We start from the raw sequence: 18,083 nt of genomic DNA on the forward strand, positions 1-18,083 counted from the left end.
TTTTTAACCTCTAAATTTAAGAAGTTAATAGTACAATCAATATTTTTTATGATTTCTTTAGGAATTAATTAATAACATTTTTATATTTTAGACCGATTAATACAAAATGAATGAATAATATGGAAACCCTACTGATTGAAGCTCAGGAATTTGAAGATATGAAAATGAGCAATATGTCTACTAGTGATCGTGTTGAAGCTTCTAGAAAAGCAAAAGCTATAATCTTAGGTTTAAACGAATTTTATAAAGAAAGTAAAGACGTTAAAATCATGGATGTTATGAAAAGAATAACAGAAAAAAAACAAAAAATTGAAAAGCGTCTTAAAGGAAGACCATCTGCTTAATAAAACTTTTAAAATCATAATAATGGATTCTATTTTGAAACAAAGTAGAATCCATTTTTTTTGTTAGGAACTTTACTTAACTTCGACAATATAAATTAATATATCAAAAATGAATAAAACATACTACGACCCAGCAGACTTAAAAAAATTTGGAAAAATTAGCGAATGGAATCAAGAATTAGGCGATAAATTTTTTGATTACTATGGTAAAGTTTTTGAAGAAGGACATTTATCTGCCCGTGAAAAATCACTTATAGCTTTAGCTGTAGCGCATACAGAACAGTGTCCATATTGCATAGACGCCTATACTAAAGATGGTTTACAACGTGGTATTACCAAAGAAGAAATGATGGAAGCATTACATGTTGGAGCTGCCATAAAAAGTGGAGCAACATTAGTACATGGTGTTCAAATGATGAATAAAGTAAATAAATTAGATGGCTAATAAAACCACTTTATAATTTACTACGTAAGAATTTATAAACAGAAAAACATTAATGGCAACAAAGTCCCTTAAAAAACAAGGTAAAGAAATAGCTAATAGTAATAGACAACTAGAAATCTTATCTAACGGAATTTTTAAAAGTGGAGAATTACCAACTTTTAAAAATAAAATTTCTGAAACTAACCAATTTCCCTTAAAAGCAAAAAAACTAGAAATTTTACAAGTAAATGTAGGTTACATGTGTAATCAAGTTTGCGAACATTGCCATGTAGATGCCGGTCCAGATAGAAAAGAAATAATGACGCGTGAAACCATGCAGCAAATAATTGATGTTATTAAAACTACCGGCGCTCATACACTAGACTTAACTGGTGGTGCACCAGAAATGAACCCTAATTTTAGATGGTTTGTTGAAGAAGCTTCAAAAGTAGGTATTAAAGATTTTATTGTACGCTCCAATTTAACCATAATTAGAGCCAATAAAAAATATTACGATTTACCAGACTTCTTTAAAAAACACAACATACATGTTGTTTCTTCTATGCCACATTGGACTAGAGGAAAAACCGACAAACAACGTGGTGAAGGTGTTTTTGACATGTCTATAAAAGCCTTACAAGAGTTAAACGATCGTGGTTATGGCATGCCAGAAAGCAATTTAAAATTAGATTTAGTTTACAATCCAAGTGGAGCTTTTTTACCAGGAGATCAAGCTACAATGGAAAAAGATTTTAAAAAAGCTTTAATGGAAGATTTTGGCATTAGTTTTCACAATTTATTTGCTATTACCAACCTACCTATTGCTCGTTTTTTAGATTATCTAATTGCTAGTGAAAACTACGAAGATTATATGTATGCTTTAGTAGAAGCTTATAATCCTGCAGCTGTAGAAAACGTTATGTGTACCAACACACTATCTGTAAGTTGGGATGGTTATTTATTTGATTGTGATTTTAACCAAATGTTAGAATTACCAGTAAACAGTAAGTCGAAACACATTAGCGAATACAAAGAAGAGTTATTAGAAGGTAGAAATATTGTTATATCTCAACATTGCTATGGCTGTACTGCAGGCGCAGGAAGTAGCTGTCAAGGTGTTGTAGCATAAATATGAAAAAAAGCACAGCAATATTAATTTTTGCAAATTCTGCAGAAAGAGAAGGTTTAAACAAACCTTTCTCACAATCTGCTCATTTATTTAAAGCTCTAAATACCGGAATTCAAGAAAAAACAAAAAAAACAAATCTCCCTTATTATATAATTTCAGAAACCCAACAATTTGGTAATACTTTTGGTGAACGCTTTACAAATGCCATTGAATCAATTTTCAAAAAAGGTTTCGACAATATTATAACTGTTGGTAACGATACTCCACATTTAAACACTAGCCACATATTAGAAGCTCAAAAAAAACTTGAAACCAATTCTTTAGTTTTAGGTCCTTCACAAGATGGTGGTTTTTATCTTATGGGAATCAACAAATCTGTCTTTAACGCAAAGCTATTTGTTAATTTACCATGGCAATCTTCTATTTTAAATCAACATATTTTTAATCTTTTTTCACTTAAAAAAGTTGACATTGCTTGTTTAGAAACACTTATAGACATAGACAATGTTTTAGACATTAAAAAGGTTATAAATAGTTTTAAAAATCTTTCAATAAATATTAGAAAGATATTATTAAAAATTATCACTTCAGCGAAAGCGAAAAGTAAACATATATTACAGTTTTTAAAGCTGAATACAGTCTCCACAAGCCGCAATAAAGGTTCCCCAATTGTATTTTCAATATAAAGCCAAAGAGATGTGCTATTGCACATCAAAACCCTAACTAACTTTTTTGAAAATATTTTCTTAAATGAAACACATTTACTTATGTGTAATGCTACTTGTATCAAGTTTTAGCTTTGCACAAATTACAATTACAGGAACTGTTACTAATGCTACAGATGGCGAAACACTACCATTTGTAAATATTACATCAGGAAAGAATGGAACTACTACTAACCAAAATGGAGAATATCTTATTGAAATACCGTCTAAAGACAACCAATTACAATTCTCTTTTTTAGGTTACAAAACACAAACAATAACCGTTGGAAACAAAACAATTATTAATATTGAATTAACCGAAGACACCTCAACTTTAGACGAAGTTGTTATTACAGCATTAGGTCTAGAGCGCGAAAGAAAAGAATTAGGCTACGTTGTACAATCTTTAAAATCTAAAGGTTTAAGCGAAGTAAAATCTGTAAATTTTTTAGATAATTTATCCGGCAAATTAGCTGGTGTAACTGTATCTCAAGGAGCAACAGGTGTTGGTTCTTCTTCTAAAATTACAATTCGTGGTGAAGCCTCATTTTCTAACAACAATCCATTATTTGTTGTAGATGGAATACCAATAAACAACAATACTGTTTTTAATTTCACTAACGAAGCGGCTGCAGGTTTTCAAGAAATAGATTTTGGAAACGGAGCCATGGAAGTTAATGCAGATGATATTAAGGAAGTTTCTGTATTAAAAGGACCAAGTGCCGCGGCACTTTATGGTACAAGAGCTTCTAACGGTGTAATTGTTATAACAACTAAAGATGGAAAAAGAACAAAAGGTTTAGGCATAAGCATAAATTCTTCTCTATTTATAGACACAGCATTTAGGTTACCAGATTTTCAAAATTCATACGGTCAAGGAAATTCGGGAATGTTTGATTTTGTAGACGGTCTTGGTGGTGGTACAAATGATAATATTAGTTATTCTTGGGGACCAAGATTAGATGCAGGAATTTTTGCTCCTCAGTTTGATAGTCCTGTGTTTTTAGAAAACGGCAGCATTGTTCGCGGTGGTGATACTTCTCTTTACTCTGGAAATACAATTACACCAACAGAATTAAAATCTAATCCGGATAATCTTAAAGATTTTTACGAAACTGGTATAACTACCATAAATAATATTGCAATTTCAAATGGTTTTGATAATGGTGATTATAGATTATCGTTTACAGATTTAAGAAGCGAATCTATAATTCCTGGCGTAAATTTAGACAAACAAACTGTTGCTGTAAAATTAAATTTTGAACCTACAGAAAAAACAACATTTTCTTCATCTATTGCTTACACAAATTCAAGTAGTGATAATAGACCATCAAACGGTTATGGTAGTGAAAACGTAAACTACTCACTTGTTGCTTGGGGACCAAGAAGTTTAAACATTAATAATTTAAAAAATTATTGGCAACCTGGACTAGAAAATGTTCAACAATACTCCTTTAATTATACTTTTTTCGATAACCCATATTTTATTTTATACGAAAACAGAAACGCTTTTGAACGCGATCGTGTATTTGGCAACTTAGCTTTAAAACATAATTTTACCAGCAATTTAAGTTTACAAGTTAGAACTGGTATGGATTACTCTAGCGAAACCAGAGAACTACATCGTGCTTTTTCTAGTAACCGCTTTAAAAATGGTGCTTACGCAGAGCATGATGTTACTTATAGAGAAATAAACACCGATTTTTTACTAAACTACAATACGCTTTTTGGTGATTTTAAAGTTGATGTATCTTTAGGTGGTAATCGTTTAGACCAAACAGCATCTACCAAACAAGTGCAAACAGTTAATTTAGCACAACCTGGTATTTTTAGTTTAAATAATGCAGCATCACCAATAGAAGCGTTTCAATACAAATCTAAAAAACGTATAAATTCGTTTTACGGTATTGCTAAATTTGGCTACAAAGACTATTTATTTTTAGATGTTACTGGCCGTAACGATTGGTCTAGTGCACTAGCAACACCTTTTTCTGTAGATGGCACATCATTTTTCTATCCATCAGCTTCAGCTAGTTTCATTCTTTCAAATGTTATTGCGTTACCAGAAAGTGTTTCATTTGCAAAAATAAGAGCTAGTGTTGCACAAGTTGGTAACGATACTGGAGCCTACCAAACCTCTGGTGCTTTTGTATCTCAAACACCATTTAATAGCGAACCTACATTTAGCGATCAAAATTTTATACCTAATAACAATTTAAAACCAGAAAGTACAACATCATACGAGTTTGGTGCAGACTTACGCTTTTTAAACGATAGGTTTAGACTAGATTTCACTTACTATAATGCTATTACTAAAGACCAAATTATTTCATTACCAATTCCTATTTCTTCTGGCTATAGTCAACAAGTGGTTAATGGTGGCAAAGTAACCTCTAAAGGTTTAGAAATTATTGCTGGTTTAACGCCAATTACTAATAGTAATTTTACTTGGAATACGACCTTTAATTTCGCAACAAATACAGCTACTATTACACAGTTACCTCAAGCAGATGGTCGTTTAACTTTAGCTTATAGCCGTATTTACGACTCTCAAAACCAAACCGTTTGGTTTCAAGTTGAAGAAGGCGGACGCATTGGTGATTTTTATGGTACAGGTTATTTAAAAAATGAAAATGGTGATTTTATAATAGATGATAACGGAAACTATATCGCAGATAACAACTTACAAAAACTAGGCAATTATAATCCAGATTTTACCTTAGGATGGAATAACGATTTTAAATATAAAAACTGGACTGCTAGCTTTTTATTTGATTGGAGACAAGGCGGCGAATTAGTATCTAGAACAAGTGCTTTAGGTAATGTTGGTGGCCAATTAGCAGAAACGGAATACAGACCCGAAGAAGGTATTATTGCACAAGGTGTTACACAAACTGGAGCACCTAATACTGTAGCCATTTCTGCCGAAAGTTATTATAGACAATTTTACGATAGAAACCACGAAGAAAACAACGTTTACGATGCTTCTTATTTAAAACTGCGTCAATTCTCAATTGGTTATGGTTTTAAATTAAAAGATGGCTTTTTGGGTTTAAAGGAAGGCGGCACTATCGATTTATCTCTAATAGGAAGAAACCTTTTTGTAATTACAGAAAACCCACATTTTGACCCAGAACAACTTGCAGTACAAGGCACTGGTTTTGTAAGCGGTGTTGAAGATATGAGCTATGCAACTTCACGTAGTTTTGGATTAAAAGCAAGTTTAAATTTTTAAAATAATTTTCGGGTAAAACGAAAAACTAAAATTCATAATAATGAAAAATACATTATATATAATCAGTCTTATTATGCTTGCTTTTACAACAAGCTGCACAAAAGATTTCGAAGACATAAATACCAATCCCAACGCTCCAAACACAGTACAACCTAGCTTATTATTGCGCCAAGTAATTTATAATTTTGGAGATGAAATGAGTTATGAAGGCTTCGTAGCTGGAGATTTATTATCACAACATAGAACTGCTTTAGATTTTAATTTATTTGATCGTCATGCCTTAAAATCACCTCAATTAGGTGGTAATCCTTGGCCAATTTTTTACACTAATTTAAGAGATAATGAGATTATTATAAACCAATCTAGAAGCATTTCTACATTTCAAGTTTACGAAGGTCCTGCCTTAATTTTAAAAGCATACATGACTGCCGGTTTAACAGATTTGTTTGGAGATGTACCATATTTTGAAGCATTTAACGGTATTAATGGCACAGTAACACCGGTTTACGATAGTCAAGAATCTATTTACACAGGTGAAAATGGCATTTTAGAAAACTTAGACAAAGGCATTGAAGCAATACAAAGCTACTCGCAAAATATTGCTCTAGAAGGTGATATATTGTTTAATGGCGATTTAAATGCATGGATAAAATTTGCAAATGCATTAAAAATTAAAGCTTTACTTAGAATTTCAGATAAAATAGATGTTGCTACACAATTACAAACCATTGTATCGCAAGGAGATTATATTACAACTAATGCCGAAAATGCTGTATTTAACTTTACAAATTCAGATCCTAATAGTTTCCGTTTAGCGCAATTACGAATTGGAGATTTTAACAATTTTGTACTATCTGAAACCATGGAAAACATTCTTTTAGATTATAGCGATTCTAGAATTGAAGTGTTTTTTAGACCATTTGCAAATTCAAATTCACAAGAATTTAATGGCTTAATTAACGGTATTGATGCCTCTTCAACATCTATTGCTTTAGCAGATTATTCTTTAGCAGGAACTGCTTTTAGAGAAGACACTTCGGTTTTAGACGCCAATTTTATTACCGCTTGGGAAGTACAGTTTGCGCTTGCCGAAGCTGCCCAAAAAGGATTAATTACTGCCAACGCAGAAGAATTATATAATAACGGAGTAACCTTAGCTTTTGAGTATTGGCAAACTACAATGCCAACAGATTACCTAACAGGAAATGCCGCTTTTAATGCGCCAGGCACAACACCATTGCAACAAATTATTACTCAAAAATGGATTGCTAATTTAATAAATGGGTATGAAGGTTGGATAGAATACCGCCGTACAGGATTTCCAGAACTTAATCCTATTTCGGCAAGTTTAAATAACAATTTAATTCCTGTTAGAATGCCTTATCCTGCAGAGGAAGAAGCTTTAAATGCAGAAAATTATCAAGCCGCAGCTAGTGCAACAAATGGCAACAGTATTAATTCACCAGTTTGGTGGGACGAAAATTAAAATATGAGTACAGAATTATGGCAATGGATTTTAGTAGTAGGTTCAAGTTTAATCTTGTTCCTACTTTCGCCATTGGCAAAAACTAGTGACTCTTTTTTTAAAGCAAACCACAATAAAAAATCACCAAATGTTTTAGTACTTACTGGAAGTTTAATTATCTCATGGATTTTTGCCAAAAGTATTACTAATGCTGCAAATTTAGGACTAGATTTTGGCTTAGTTGGTGGTGTTGCCTACGCTGGTTATTATTTAAGTTTTGCTGTGGCTGGCGTTTTAATTTATAAGCTAAGAACTAAAGGTGGTTTTAATAGTATTCACCAGTTTTTAACCAGTAAATATGGTCGTCCTGCAGTAGCATTATTTTCAATATTAATAATCATTCGTTTGTTTAATGAGGTTTGGAGTAATACTATGGTTATTGGCTCATACTTTGGTGCGCAAGGTTCAACACCTTACTTCGCAGCAATTATAGTGTTTACTTTACTAACATTAGCTTACGCTATAAAAGGTGGTTTAAGCAGTTCTATTTTTACAGATGTTATACAAATGGTGCTATTTTCAATTTTACTAATTATCATATTGTATAGTATATTTTCGGTAGAAAATTTTTCTGCAAATCAAGTAGTATCATCAGGAACTTGGAGTTTTGAGTTAGGTTTAAATCTCTTTTTTGCAGCAATTATCCAATCGTTTAGCTATCCTTTTCATGATCCTGTTTTAACAGATCGTGCCTTTATAAGCACGCCAAAAGTGACATTAAAAAGTTTTCTTTGGGCAAGTGTTTTAGGCGGTTTATGCATAGTGTTATTTAGCATCATTGGTATTTATGCACAAACACAAGGTTTTAAAGGTCAAGCTGCTGTAGAAGTTGGCAAAGCGTTTGGTGTTGTTATTTTATTAGTTATTAATTTTATAATGATAACTTCTGCTGCATCAACATTAGACTCTACATTTTCATCCTTTTCAAAATTATTAGCAGTAGATTTAGGCTTCGGAAAAAATATTTCTTTTGGAAGATTAGCCATGGTTGTAATTGCAATTTTAGGTACTATTCCAATATTTTTTAACGCCGAAATACTTTCAGCAACTACAATATCTGGAACAATGGTTATTGGTTTAACGCCAATATTCCTGTTTTGGAATGTAAAAGTCCCAAAACTAAGCTTCTATTTAAGTGTAGTTTGCGGTCTCGTTTTTGGCTTTTTATTAGTTTTTAATGTATTTCCAGAGAATTTAGTTTTTACTACAGGTAAGTATGCACAGTTATTGTGGGTAAATATTTGGGGTATTTTAACTTGTATCGCATTATACTTTTTGCCAAAAGCACTTTTAAAAAATTAAATTTTCTGTACTATAGCAGAATTAAATATGAATAAAAAAATAAATAATATAGGAACACTAAAAGGCAAAGTATTGCTCTTTGGTGGTGTTTACAGTAATCTTCAAGCACTTGAAGCCTTAAAAGCTATTGCCGAAAAAGAAAGTATTCCTGCAGAAAATTGTATTTGTACAGGAGATATTGTTGGCTATTGTGCACAACCTGAAGAAACCGTGCAACTATTTAAACTTTGGAAAGCAAAAAGTATTCTAGGTAATGTAGAAATACAATTAATTGATAATGCCGAAGATTGCGGTTGCGATTTTACCGAAGGTTCCCGATGCGATGGTTTTTCAAAGTTATGGTATCCTTACGCACAAAGTTTACTTTCTAAAAGTTCTATAAACCACCTTGAAACATTACCAGATCATATTGTTTTTGAGTATGCCGGTAAAAAAGTTACTGTTATACATGGTGATTATTTTAATGTGTCGGAGTTTATATTTAAATCTACAAATTGGCAAAAAAAAGAAGAAACCTTTAATGCAACGCAAAGCGATGTGATAGTTGCAGGACACTGCGGCCTTCCTTTTTATCATCAAAAAAACAACAAATTATGGCTAAATCCTGGTGTTATTGGTATGCCTGCTAACGATGGTTCGCCTCAAGTTTGGTATGCTATTTTAGATGATACTAACGAAGATTTGAAATTTAAACACCATAACCTCGACTATAATTACAAGCTTACTAATAAGCTTATGCAAAATGGTTTATTACCAGAAGAATATGCCCGAACTATTGTTACAGGAATTTGGGATAACACCGAAATTTTACCAGCAGTAGAAAGTGGCTTGCAAGGTTTTGGAATCACGCTTTAATTAAATTACACTATCATGAAACACTTTATACTTATACTAATTGCCTTATTTTCTGTAGAATTATCTGCACAAAAAACTATAGACGATTTATTAAAACAGTATAACGATAAAGGTGTGCCTTATATTAGTGTTGAAGAATTAGCCATGCCTAAAACAAAAGCTATTATTTTTGATACGCGCGAACCTAAAGAATATAAAGTTAGCCATTTAAAAAATGCCGTTTGCGTTGGTTACGATGATTTTGATTTAGCTTCAATTGAAAAAAATTACCCGAATAAAAACGAAAAAATTGTGGTTTATTGCTCACTTGGTATACGCTCTGAAACTATTGGCGAAAAACTAAAAAAAGCAGGATATACAAATGTTTATAATTTATACGGTGGTATTTTTGAATGGAAAAACAAAGATTTTAGCGTTGTAGATATTCAGAACAATGAAACCGAAAAAATCCATACTTTCAATAAAACATGGAGTAAATGGCTAAAAAAAGGTGAAAAAGTATATGAAAAAGAAGAAAAACTTTCAAAAAAAACCAAAAAGTAATTCAGTATAAAAATGCACAACAATCTTATTATAACCTTTACTCGTAATCCTGAATTAGGAAAATGTAAAACACGTTTAGCAAAAACTATTGGAGACGAAGCTGCTTTACGAGTGTACAAATACCTTTTAAAACATACAGAACAAGTTATTAAACAAGTTGATGCAGATAAAGCAGTATATTATTCTGTAAAAATTAGAGAAAATGATTTGTGGGATGCTTCCGTTTTTCAAAAACACCAACAAATTGGAGCCGATTTAGGTATAAGAATGCAAAATGCATTTAAAAATGGTTTTGATAACAACTACCAAAAAATAGTAATTGTTGGTAGCGATTTATTTCATTTACATCCTCAACATATTGAAGATGCTTTTAAAGCGTTAGATAATAACGATGTTGTTATTGGTCCTGCAGAAGATGGCGGTTATTATTTATTAGGCATGAAAACAATGCACGATTCTGTTTTTAAAAATAAAAATTGGGGAACCGAAACGGTTTTTACCGATACAATTTCTAACTTAACAGACCAAAAAACGCATTTATTAGAAACCTTAAATGACATCGATTTATACGAAGATTTAGAACACATTCAACCACTACAAAACATTATAAAAAACAATGATTAAATACATAAAAAAAACAGTAGAATACTTAAAAGAAAAAGGTTTTAAAAATCCTGAAGTTGGTATTATTTTAGGTACTGGTTTAGGTAAAATTACTGAAGAACTTGAAATTATAGAAGAAGTAAGCTACAACCACATACCACATTTTCCAACTGCGACTGTAGAGTTTCATAAAGGAAAACTTATTTACGGTAAATTAGAAGGTAAAACGGTAATTGTTATGCAAGGCCGTTTTCATTTATACGAAGGCTACACGCTACAAGATGTAACATATCCTGTGCGTATAATGGAAAAACTAGGTATAAAAACGCTATTAGTTTCAAACGCATCTGGCGCCATAAATTTAGACTTTAAAAAAGGCGAATTAATGTTAATTGACGACCATATTAATTTGCAAGGCAGTTCGCCTTTAGCATTTAAAGGTGTTGGAAAATTAGGAGAACGTTTTGCAGATATGAGCGCGCCTTACGATGCAGAAATAAATTCAAAATTTGAAGCTATTGCAAAAGCCAATAACATAAAACTCCACAAAGGTGTTTACGCAAGTGTTGTTGGACCTCAACTTGAAACAAGAGCAGAATATAGAATGCTTAAAATAATTGGTGCAGACGCTGTTGGTATGAGTACTGTTCCAGAAATTATTGTTGCCAACCATTTAAATTTAAAAGTTGCAGCCGTTTCTGTTTTAACAGATGAGTGCGATCCAGATAATTTAAAACCAGTAGATATTGAAGAGATTATTGCTATGGCAACTAAAGCAGAACCTAATATGATAACTTTATTTAAAGAATTAATTAAGAACCTGTAAGTACAGCATTTTAATTGCGTCGAAATAAATATGATTTAACATTCTGATTTTATTTAAGAATTTATGGGGAAATATTTAGACATTATAAAAAACGCCTATTCTGGATATTGGAATTATCTTAAAAACGAGATTATAACCATTAACCATTGGGATAACTTTTTTTATGGGCTAATTGTCATTTCAATTTTAGTTTGGATACTAGAAATTGCATTTCCTTGGCGTAAAGACCAATCTATTTTTAGAAAAGATTTTTGGTTAGATACGTTTTATATGTTCTTTAATTTTTTCCTTTTAAATTTAATAGTACTTATCGCATTAACAGATACCGCTGCTATTTTTTTTGATGATATTCTAGGCTTAGTTGGACTCTCTATTGCTAACTTTCAATTGTTTGATGTAGACGAATTGCCATTATGGTTAGGCTTACTCATCTTTTTTATAGTTAGCGATTTCACACAATGGAACACGCATAGATTATTACATCGTATTCCGTTTTTATGGAACTTTCATAAAGTTCACCATAGCGTAAAAGAAATGGGCTTTGCCGCACATTTACGCTACCACTGGATGGAGCCCATAGTTTACAAATCGTTACTATATATACCTATTGCAATAATTGGTGGTTTTGATGCTAAACATGTTGCCATTGTTCACTTTTTTAGTATCACCATTGGCCATTTAAATCATGCCAATTTAGGCTGGGATTATGGCGTTTTAAAATACATATTTAACAACCCAAAAATGCACATTTGGCATCACGCAAGAGAACTGCCTAAAAAAGGAAGTTACGGTGTAAACTTTGGCTTAACTTTAAGTATTTGGGACTACTTATTTAAAACAGATTATGTACCTTATAATGGTAAGGATATTGAACTAGGATTTCATGGTGATGAAAACTTCCCAAAAGATTTTGTAGGTCAAGAAATCTATCCTATAAAACTTAAAAAATAAATCTATTTATGAAAAAGTTACTTTTTTTAGCCTGTGTTGCTTTAACCTTAAACAGTTGTTTTTCGGCTAAAGGTTTACCTGTAAAAACAGTTGATAATACTGCCAAAACGACTCAAACAGAAAACACAACTACTACAGAAACTATAGATCACAGTCAGTTTGATGCTTTGCTAAAAAAATATGTAGCTAAAAATGGAGATGTAGATTATAAAGGTTTTAAAAACGATAGCGAAAAACTAAATAGCTACGTTAGTTATTTAGAACAGCAAACGCCTTCTAAAAATTGGAGTGTAGAAACGCAATTGGCTTATTTTATTAATGTTTACAATGCTAATACCATTAAACTTATAATAGACAATTACCCTACAAAAAGCATCAAGGATTTAGATAGTCCTTGGTTAAAAAATAGATTTAAAATTGGAGACAAAGACTTTTCTTTAGCTGGTTTAGAAAATGGTATTTTACGCAAAATGAATGAACCTAGAATACATTTTGCTATTAATTGTGCCTCGGCTTCATGCCCAAAATTATTAGATGTTGCTTATACTGAAGCTAATGTTATGCAATTAATGGAGCGTGCCACAAAAGAATTTATAAACAACAATTCTAAAAACGAAATAGCTTCAGATAAAATTAAAATTTCTGAAATTTTTAAATGGTACAAAGGAGATTTTACTACAAATGGTTCTGTTATAGACTATATCAATAAATACAGTGATACCCAAATAAACGCCAATACTAACCTAGATTATTTAGATTACGATTGGAGTTTAAATGAACAAAACTAAATTGCTAATTATTTCGTAAATGCTTTTATGATTAGCATAATAATTCCCATTTTAAACGAAGCCGAGAATATTGAAAATTTACTTTTTCATTTAATAGATAATGCTTCATTACAAAACATTCGAGAAATAATTGTTGTTGATGGCGGCAGTACAGATGGCTCTCAAGATATTGTAAGAAACCTTGATTTAAAGGTAAAGCTTATAAATTCTGAAAAAGGAAGAGCCAAACAAATGAATACTGGAGCAAAAATAGCTTCTGGTGAGATTTTATACTTTTTGCATGCCGATTCTTTTCCGCCAACACATTACGATAAATATATTATAGAAGAAGTAAAACAGAATAACCAAGCTGGTTGTTTTCGTTTAACGTTTAACAACAACCATTGGTGGTTGCGTTTGGCAAGTTGGCTTACGCAATTTAAATGGCGTGCTTGTCGTGGTGGTGACCAAAGCCAATTTATCACCAAAGCTTTATTTGAAAATATCGGTGGTTTTGATGAAAACTATGTTATTTATGAAGATAATATCTTAATTAACGAACTCTATAAACGTAATGAGTTTGTTGTTATTAATAAGAAAATTACAACTTCGGATAGGCTATACAAACGTCACGGCATTTGGAAATTACAATACCATTTTTGGGCTATTTATGTAAAAAAATGGTTTGGCGCTAGTGCTGAAGAATTATGCGCATATTATAAAAAGCATATTGCTTAAATTAATAGTTGACGCTACTTTGTTTCGTTATACGATTTTGGGTTTCTTCCTTTTTCGTTAGCATACAATTGTTGTACCTCATCACTTTGCACTACTGCTTTTGTATCTAAATCTATGGCAGATATTTTTCCTGTAAACGCAGCGCCTGTATCTACATTCCATACATTTATAGCTTGCATTGGTAAAGTAGAACTAAATCGTGTTGTTGGTGTATGGCCAATATAAATTTCGTTGTAATGTTTTAAACGGTTTGGATATAACTCAGAATCTTCCTTTATACGTTTATCCATAGCTAATGACATTTCCCAAAGTGTACGATCTGTGTAAAAACTTTTTTTAAAAACTTCTTTTTCTACACCATGCATAGATGTAAAACCAGCATGAAGAAATAAGCGGTTGTCGTCATCTAAATAATAAAGCTTCATATTTTGAAAAAACTTAAGATGCTTCTGTTTTTCTTCTTCTGAAAAAGCATTGTAACTCTCAACGGTTTCTTTTCCGCCGTGTATTAACCAAGCTTCGTTAGTTGTTTCGGACTCTAACCACTTTTCACACCATACATCATGATTTCCTTTTATAAATACACAATCATACTTTTCTGAAAAATGAATTAAATATTGAATGACTTGAGCCGATTCGCTCCAACCATCTACATAATCGCCAAGAAAAATAAAGCAATCGTTGTCTTGTTTTTCAATACGCTCTAATACTTGTTTTAAAGCTTTTAAACCTCCATGAATATCTCCTACTGCAAATGTTCTATTTACTGCCATATTTATAATTTGAAACAAGTTATAAATATTATGAATCTATTCCTAAAAATAAAAAATGAAAGGTTAAGAAAAGTTGTAGAAATGTTTAATTAAAAATATTGCCCAATACCAAAAACGAGACCTTGTGTATCGCCTTTAGTTACGCCATAACCGTAATCTATTCTAAAAATGGCATTAAAAATACGTTTATGTATAAATCGTAAACCTATTCCTGGATATACTCTAATATTATCTGCTTGTCCAAAATCGCCTAAATCACCTCCAGGATTTCGCCAAGAACCAGCATCAAAAAAAGCATTACCTTGTAAGGCAAACCAGTTTTTCTCGTATAAAGTATGTCGATATTCGGTATTTAAAACTATTGCTCCTGTACCTCTATCTATAGTATTACCAACACCACGAATATTAATATTATTATCTACAGAAAATGGCGCAAATGGTGTCTCGCTATTAGTTGCAAAACCTATACGTAAACGCGTTGCCCAATTACCTTTATTTAGCACTTTTTTGTAGTAATTAAAATCGTTCCAGCCTATTACAAATTCTGGTAAATCTTCACTTCTTGAAGTTACATATTGAAGGTTTAATATGCTTTTAAAACCTTCTACATATTGATAGTCATAGTCTAAATTATTAAACTCGTAAATAGCTTTATAAAGTAACTTTTTTACATTTAAATTTAATGGCACATCAGGATTTGTTGCACCAAATTTATACTCATAATCTTCGGTAAAATAATTTATACCAAGCTCTATTCTGTTATTAAAATTAATCTCATATAATCCTAAAATTTCAAAAGCTTTATTACGGTATTTATAATCGGCTGTAGTATTATCGAAAAAAACAGGTTCTTGAGTGGTTAAATCTTGATGATTTATTGCTAGTCCTAATTGCCTACTAAATAAATATGGTGCTCTAAAATTTATACCATAAGAACTATAAATATCTTTTTGATAAAAACCACCAAATATCATGTTTCTGCCTAATAAATTAAATTCGTATAAACCTGCTCTGTAAGCAAACTCATCATCATTAGTTGTATAAAAATTTACCGATGGTATTATTGTAAAATTTTCTTCAATATTATAAAACACATTATACTTTTCATCATGACTTTTAAATACTTGGTAATAAGCGTGCGCTACTGCTGGGAGCCTTTTTAAGCGTTTAATATCTTCTTCAAGTACTGTTGAGTCTAAAACTGTTCCTGCTTTGGCTCTAGAAATTTTTACAACAAATGTGCTTTTTATTTTTTTATTGCCTTGCACTTTAAGGTCTAAAATGGTTTGACTTTGTACAAATGTCAAACTAAATAATATAATAGATAATGTTAGTGCAAAGGTTTTCATTTGTGTGATTTAAAGTGATTTTTTATTATTGCTTCTACAGGTTTATTTTGTGGTGTAAATTGGCTGTCATTTTCTCCTCCAACCTCATTATGTGCATGAAACCATTTCCATATAAAACCACCTGCGAACCAATTTTCTTTCCAAAAGGTTTCAAACAAAGCTTTAGTGGTATTGTTTTGTGCTTCTAGGTTTACGTTGGTCATACTACGGTCTGACACCCAAGGTTCTTTACCTGCATAATCTACACTTCTATAACCATATTCTGTAAATAGAATTTGTTTTTTATAAGTGTCTGAAAACGTTTTTATTGTTTTTTTATGTGCTTTCCAGCCTTCTAAACATTCTTCTACTGTTGGTGTTTTACTGTCGCTTACAGGAAAATAAGCATCAATACCAATATAGTCTAATTGTTTCCAAAACGGTGTACGTTTATACTCATCCCAATTTGCAGCATAGGTTAATTTGCCTTTATATACTTTTTTAATTTCAATAATTAAGTTGCTCCAATACTCTGGTCTATTAGCTACAAATTGTTCTAATTCTGTACCAATACATAGTATTTCGGCATTAATTTCTTGGGCAGCTTCAGCGTATTCTAAAATAAAATTAGAATAAGAGGTTTCAAGTGTTTTCCAATCAGCTTCAGTTTTCATTTTTAAATAGCCGGTAAACTCACCATTTCTAATCCAAATCTGCGGTTTTACCATAATTTTTATGCCTTTAGCCTGAAGACTTTCAGCATATTGCTTAACACCAGCTCTAGTTTCTCCAAACCATTGCCTGCTAGAATTGTGCCTTAATTCTGGATTGTCTAAACTTTGTGTAAAACCAAATGGCATAATTGCCGCATAATTTGCATGTACGGCTACAACAGGATTGGTATGCTCGTCTGTTACCGGTATACCTGAGGCTACAAAACTTACACCATTAATTTTCTCTTGACCGTTACATGATTGTAACAGTACGATTAATGATAAAAAAAGGAGTTTAATATATTTCATTATTTATACTTACAATTAAACTCCTAATTTACTACTATTAATTAATTTTAAAATAATGCTCTTAAACCTAAACTGTAAGTATTACCTAAACCTTGAAAACTATGACCTCTTACAATTTTACCGTAAGACGCTTCAATGTTTAATGTTTGTGTAAGTTGGTATTTACCACCAAAACCTAATTGCGTGTAGTTTTGAGAAAAATCGTTGCCTAAATCTATTAAAAAAGCCTGTTGTGCATTTACAAATACTGTAGATTTTCCCGACGGGAAGTAACTTAAAAAAGCACTTACAGGTAAAAACATACTGTTATTAGCAAAACGCTCTCCAATATTCACTTCGTCTGCATTGGCTTCACTTGCTTTTTCACCAAAATTAAAACCAAAATCGGCTTCTGTAAATATTTGCCAGTCGCCACCACCAAAGGTTTTATCGTAAAAAAACTTTGTTTCCCAAAACACACTACGCTTATCTAAATATCTAGCACCAGGCTCGTCTTTAAAAACTGGTAAATACACAGAACTTGTAAACGAAAAATTAGGAACATTTGCAAAAGGCTGCACTCTAATTGATGGTGCAATTGTAGTTAAACCACTTCTAGAATCTACACCATTATTCTCGAAACTAAATACACTAAACGCATCTTGACCGTTAAAGGTATTAGCTCTAACTTGAAATATTAAACCCACATTTATTCTTGAATTTTTACTTACTCCTGTATAAATCTCGGTCGTGTTTGTAAAAAAGTTTTCTCTAAGAATATCTTGAGAGCTACTCCCAGCATCTGTTTGCTTGGTTTGCGTGTATAGGCTATTAAAAAACTTAATATCCCATTGTCCTTTATTTAATAATTTTGATGGTGTATACGTTTGTATATTACTTTCTGTTTGTTCTTCTGTTTCTTGAGAAAAGCTCAAAAATCCTATAGCTAAAGCTATAAATAGTAAGGCAGTTTTTTTCATTTAAATTTAATTTTTTAATTAGTTAGGAAATGTATTTATGTACTAGCAATATGCT

Annotated in this window: 18 protein-coding genes; 14 read left to right on the top strand and 4 right to left on the bottom strand. The window is 31.6% G+C overall.

Features of this window, described 5'->3' with window-relative positions; all coding sequences use genetic code 11:
• Positions 1 to 119 precede the first annotated feature (119 nt).
• The 14 genes from BWR22_RS13685 (at position 120) to BWR22_RS13750 (ending at position 13,946) form a co-directional block, all read left to right on the top strand.
• Complete coding sequence (locus BWR22_RS13685; RefSeq protein ID WP_076734449.1) at positions 120 to 344, top strand: hypothetical protein; 225 nt, start codon at positions 120 to 122, stop codon at positions 342 to 344.
• Between the two features lie 109 nt (positions 345 to 453).
• A complete protein-coding gene (locus BWR22_RS13690) occupies positions 454 to 789 on the top strand; it encodes an arsenosugar biosynthesis-associated peroxidase-like protein (RefSeq protein ID WP_076734211.1) in 336 nt (111 codons plus the stop codon).
• Positions 790 to 841: 52 nt separating this feature from the next.
• Positions 842 to 1,897: an arsenosugar biosynthesis radical SAM (seleno)protein ArsS gene (gene arsS / locus BWR22_RS13695; protein WP_076734212.1), complete on the top strand. Its 1,056-nt coding sequence runs from the start codon at positions 842 to 844 to the stop codon at positions 1,895 to 1,897.
• A 2-nt stretch (positions 1,898 to 1,899) separates the two neighbouring features.
• Positions 1,900 to 2,583, top strand: coding sequence for a TIGR04282 family arsenosugar biosynthesis glycosyltransferase (locus tag BWR22_RS13700; protein ID WP_076734213.1), 684 nt, complete (start codon positions 1,900 to 1,902; stop codon positions 2,581 to 2,583).
• 64 nt (positions 2,584 to 2,647) lie between these two features.
• Complete coding sequence (locus BWR22_RS13705; RefSeq protein ID WP_076734214.1) at positions 2,648 to 5,836, top strand: SusC/RagA family TonB-linked outer membrane protein; 3,189 nt, start codon at positions 2,648 to 2,650, stop codon at positions 5,834 to 5,836.
• A gap of 40 nt (positions 5,837 to 5,876) precedes the next feature.
• Positions 5,877 to 7,322, top strand: coding sequence for a SusD/RagB family nutrient-binding outer membrane lipoprotein (locus tag BWR22_RS13710; protein ID WP_076734215.1), 1,446 nt, complete (start codon positions 5,877 to 5,879; stop codon positions 7,320 to 7,322).
• Between the two features lie 3 nt (positions 7,323 to 7,325).
• Positions 7,326 to 8,663 (top strand): sodium:solute symporter family transporter, encoded by a 1,338-nt coding sequence (locus BWR22_RS13715; protein WP_076734216.1) that lies wholly within the window; start codon positions 7,326 to 7,328, stop codon positions 8,661 to 8,663.
• A gap of 27 nt (positions 8,664 to 8,690) precedes the next feature.
• Positions 8,691 to 9,518: a metallophosphoesterase family protein gene (locus BWR22_RS13720; RefSeq protein ID WP_076734217.1), complete on the top strand. Its 828-nt coding sequence runs from the start codon at positions 8,691 to 8,693 to the stop codon at positions 9,516 to 9,518.
• Positions 9,519 to 9,533: 15 nt separating this feature from the next.
• Entirely contained in the window at positions 9,534 to 10,061 is a 528-nt protein-coding gene (locus tag BWR22_RS13725) for a rhodanese-like domain-containing protein (protein WP_076734218.1), read from the top strand.
• Between the two features lie 12 nt (positions 10,062 to 10,073).
• On the top strand, positions 10,074 to 10,685 hold the full coding sequence (locus BWR22_RS13730; protein ID WP_076734219.1) for a TIGR04282 family arsenosugar biosynthesis glycosyltransferase: 612 nt from the start codon (positions 10,074 to 10,076) through the stop codon (positions 10,683 to 10,685).
• Positions 10,678 to 11,490: a purine-nucleoside phosphorylase gene (locus BWR22_RS13735; protein ID WP_076734220.1), complete on the top strand. Its 813-nt coding sequence runs from the start codon at positions 10,678 to 10,680 to the stop codon at positions 11,488 to 11,490. The genes BWR22_RS13730 and BWR22_RS13735 overlap by 8 nt, the downstream gene beginning before the upstream one ends.
• 63 nt (positions 11,491 to 11,553) lie before the next feature.
• Complete coding sequence (locus tag BWR22_RS13740) at positions 11,554 to 12,441, top strand: sterol desaturase family protein (protein WP_076734221.1); 888 nt, start codon at positions 11,554 to 11,556, stop codon at positions 12,439 to 12,441.
• An 8-nt stretch (positions 12,442 to 12,449) separates the two neighbouring features.
• Complete coding sequence (locus BWR22_RS13745; RefSeq protein ID WP_076734222.1) at positions 12,450 to 13,229, top strand: DUF547 domain-containing protein; 780 nt, start codon at positions 12,450 to 12,452, stop codon at positions 13,227 to 13,229.
• A 27-nt stretch (positions 13,230 to 13,256) separates the two neighbouring features.
• Complete coding sequence (locus BWR22_RS13750) at positions 13,257 to 13,946, top strand: TIGR04283 family arsenosugar biosynthesis glycosyltransferase (RefSeq protein ID WP_076734223.1); 690 nt, start codon at positions 13,257 to 13,259, stop codon at positions 13,944 to 13,946.
• 14 nt (positions 13,947 to 13,960) lie between these two features.
• On the opposite strand, the gene BWR22_RS13755 is transcribed toward BWR22_RS13750, so the two are convergent.
• The 4 genes from BWR22_RS13755 to BWR22_RS13770 form a co-directional block, all read right to left on the bottom strand.
• A complete protein-coding gene (locus tag BWR22_RS13755) occupies positions 13,961 to 14,719 on the bottom strand; it encodes a metallophosphoesterase family protein (RefSeq protein ID WP_076734224.1) in 759 nt (252 codons plus the stop codon).
• Between the two features lie 89 nt (positions 14,720 to 14,808).
• On the bottom strand, positions 14,809 to 16,068 hold the full coding sequence (locus BWR22_RS13760; protein ID WP_076734225.1) for a BamA/TamA family outer membrane protein: 1,260 nt from the start codon (positions 16,066 to 16,068) through the stop codon (positions 14,809 to 14,811).
• On the bottom strand, positions 16,065 to 17,069 hold the full coding sequence (locus BWR22_RS13765) for a glycoside hydrolase family 113 (protein ID WP_076734226.1): 1,005 nt from the start codon (positions 17,067 to 17,069) through the stop codon (positions 16,065 to 16,067). The genes BWR22_RS13760 and BWR22_RS13765 overlap by 4 nt, the downstream gene beginning before the upstream one ends.
• A gap of 47 nt (positions 17,070 to 17,116) precedes the next feature.
• Entirely contained in the window at positions 17,117 to 18,028 is a 912-nt protein-coding gene (locus BWR22_RS13770) for a hypothetical protein (RefSeq protein WP_076734227.1), read from the bottom strand.
• Positions 18,029 to 18,083 lie beyond the last annotated feature (55 nt).

This window comes from Lacinutrix venerupis (assembly GCF_001971745.1).
In the GTDB taxonomy this organism is placed as follows: Bacteria; Bacteroidota; Bacteroidia; order Flavobacteriales; family Flavobacteriaceae; genus Lacinutrix; species Lacinutrix venerupis.

Coding starts and splice junctions, on each gene's coding strand:
- BWR22_RS13685 (WP_076734449.1), top strand. CDS start 120: ATGGAAACCCTACTGATTGAAGCTCAGGAATTTGAAGATATGAAAATG.
- BWR22_RS13690 (WP_076734211.1), top strand. CDS start 454: ATGAATAAAACATACTACGACCCAGCAGACTTAAAAAAATTTGGAAAA.
- arsS (WP_076734212.1), top strand. CDS start 842: ATGGCAACAAAGTCCCTTAAAAAACAAGGTAAAGAAATAGCTAATAGT.
- BWR22_RS13700 (WP_076734213.1), top strand. CDS start 1,900: ATGAAAAAAAGCACAGCAATATTAATTTTTGCAAATTCTGCAGAAAGA.
- BWR22_RS13705 (WP_076734214.1), top strand. CDS start 2,648: ATGAAACACATTTACTTATGTGTAATGCTACTTGTATCAAGTTTTAGC.
- BWR22_RS13710 (WP_076734215.1), top strand. CDS start 5,877: ATGAAAAATACATTATATATAATCAGTCTTATTATGCTTGCTTTTACA.
- BWR22_RS13715 (WP_076734216.1), top strand. CDS start 7,326: ATGAGTACAGAATTATGGCAATGGATTTTAGTAGTAGGTTCAAGTTTA.
- BWR22_RS13720 (WP_076734217.1), top strand. CDS start 8,691: ATGAATAAAAAAATAAATAATATAGGAACACTAAAAGGCAAAGTATTG.
- BWR22_RS13725 (WP_076734218.1), top strand. CDS start 9,534: ATGAAACACTTTATACTTATACTAATTGCCTTATTTTCTGTAGAATTA.
- BWR22_RS13730 (WP_076734219.1), top strand. CDS start 10,074: ATGCACAACAATCTTATTATAACCTTTACTCGTAATCCTGAATTAGGA.
- BWR22_RS13735 (WP_076734220.1), top strand. CDS start 10,678: ATGATTAAATACATAAAAAAAACAGTAGAATACTTAAAAGAAAAAGGT.
- BWR22_RS13740 (WP_076734221.1), top strand. CDS start 11,554: ATGGGGAAATATTTAGACATTATAAAAAACGCCTATTCTGGATATTGG.
- BWR22_RS13745 (WP_076734222.1), top strand. CDS start 12,450: ATGAAAAAGTTACTTTTTTTAGCCTGTGTTGCTTTAACCTTAAACAGT.
- BWR22_RS13750 (WP_076734223.1), top strand. CDS start 13,257: ATGATTAGCATAATAATTCCCATTTTAAACGAAGCCGAGAATATTGAA.
- BWR22_RS13755 (WP_076734224.1), bottom strand. CDS start 14,719: ATGGCAGTAAATAGAACATTTGCAGTAGGAGATATTCATGGAGGTTTA.
- BWR22_RS13760 (WP_076734225.1), bottom strand. CDS start 16,068: ATGAAAACCTTTGCACTAACATTATCTATTATATTATTTAGTTTGACA.
- BWR22_RS13765 (WP_076734226.1), bottom strand. CDS start 17,069: ATGAAATATATTAAACTCCTTTTTTTATCATTAATCGTACTGTTACAA.
- BWR22_RS13770 (WP_076734227.1), bottom strand. CDS start 18,028: ATGAAAAAAACTGCCTTACTATTTATAGCTTTAGCTATAGGATTTTTG.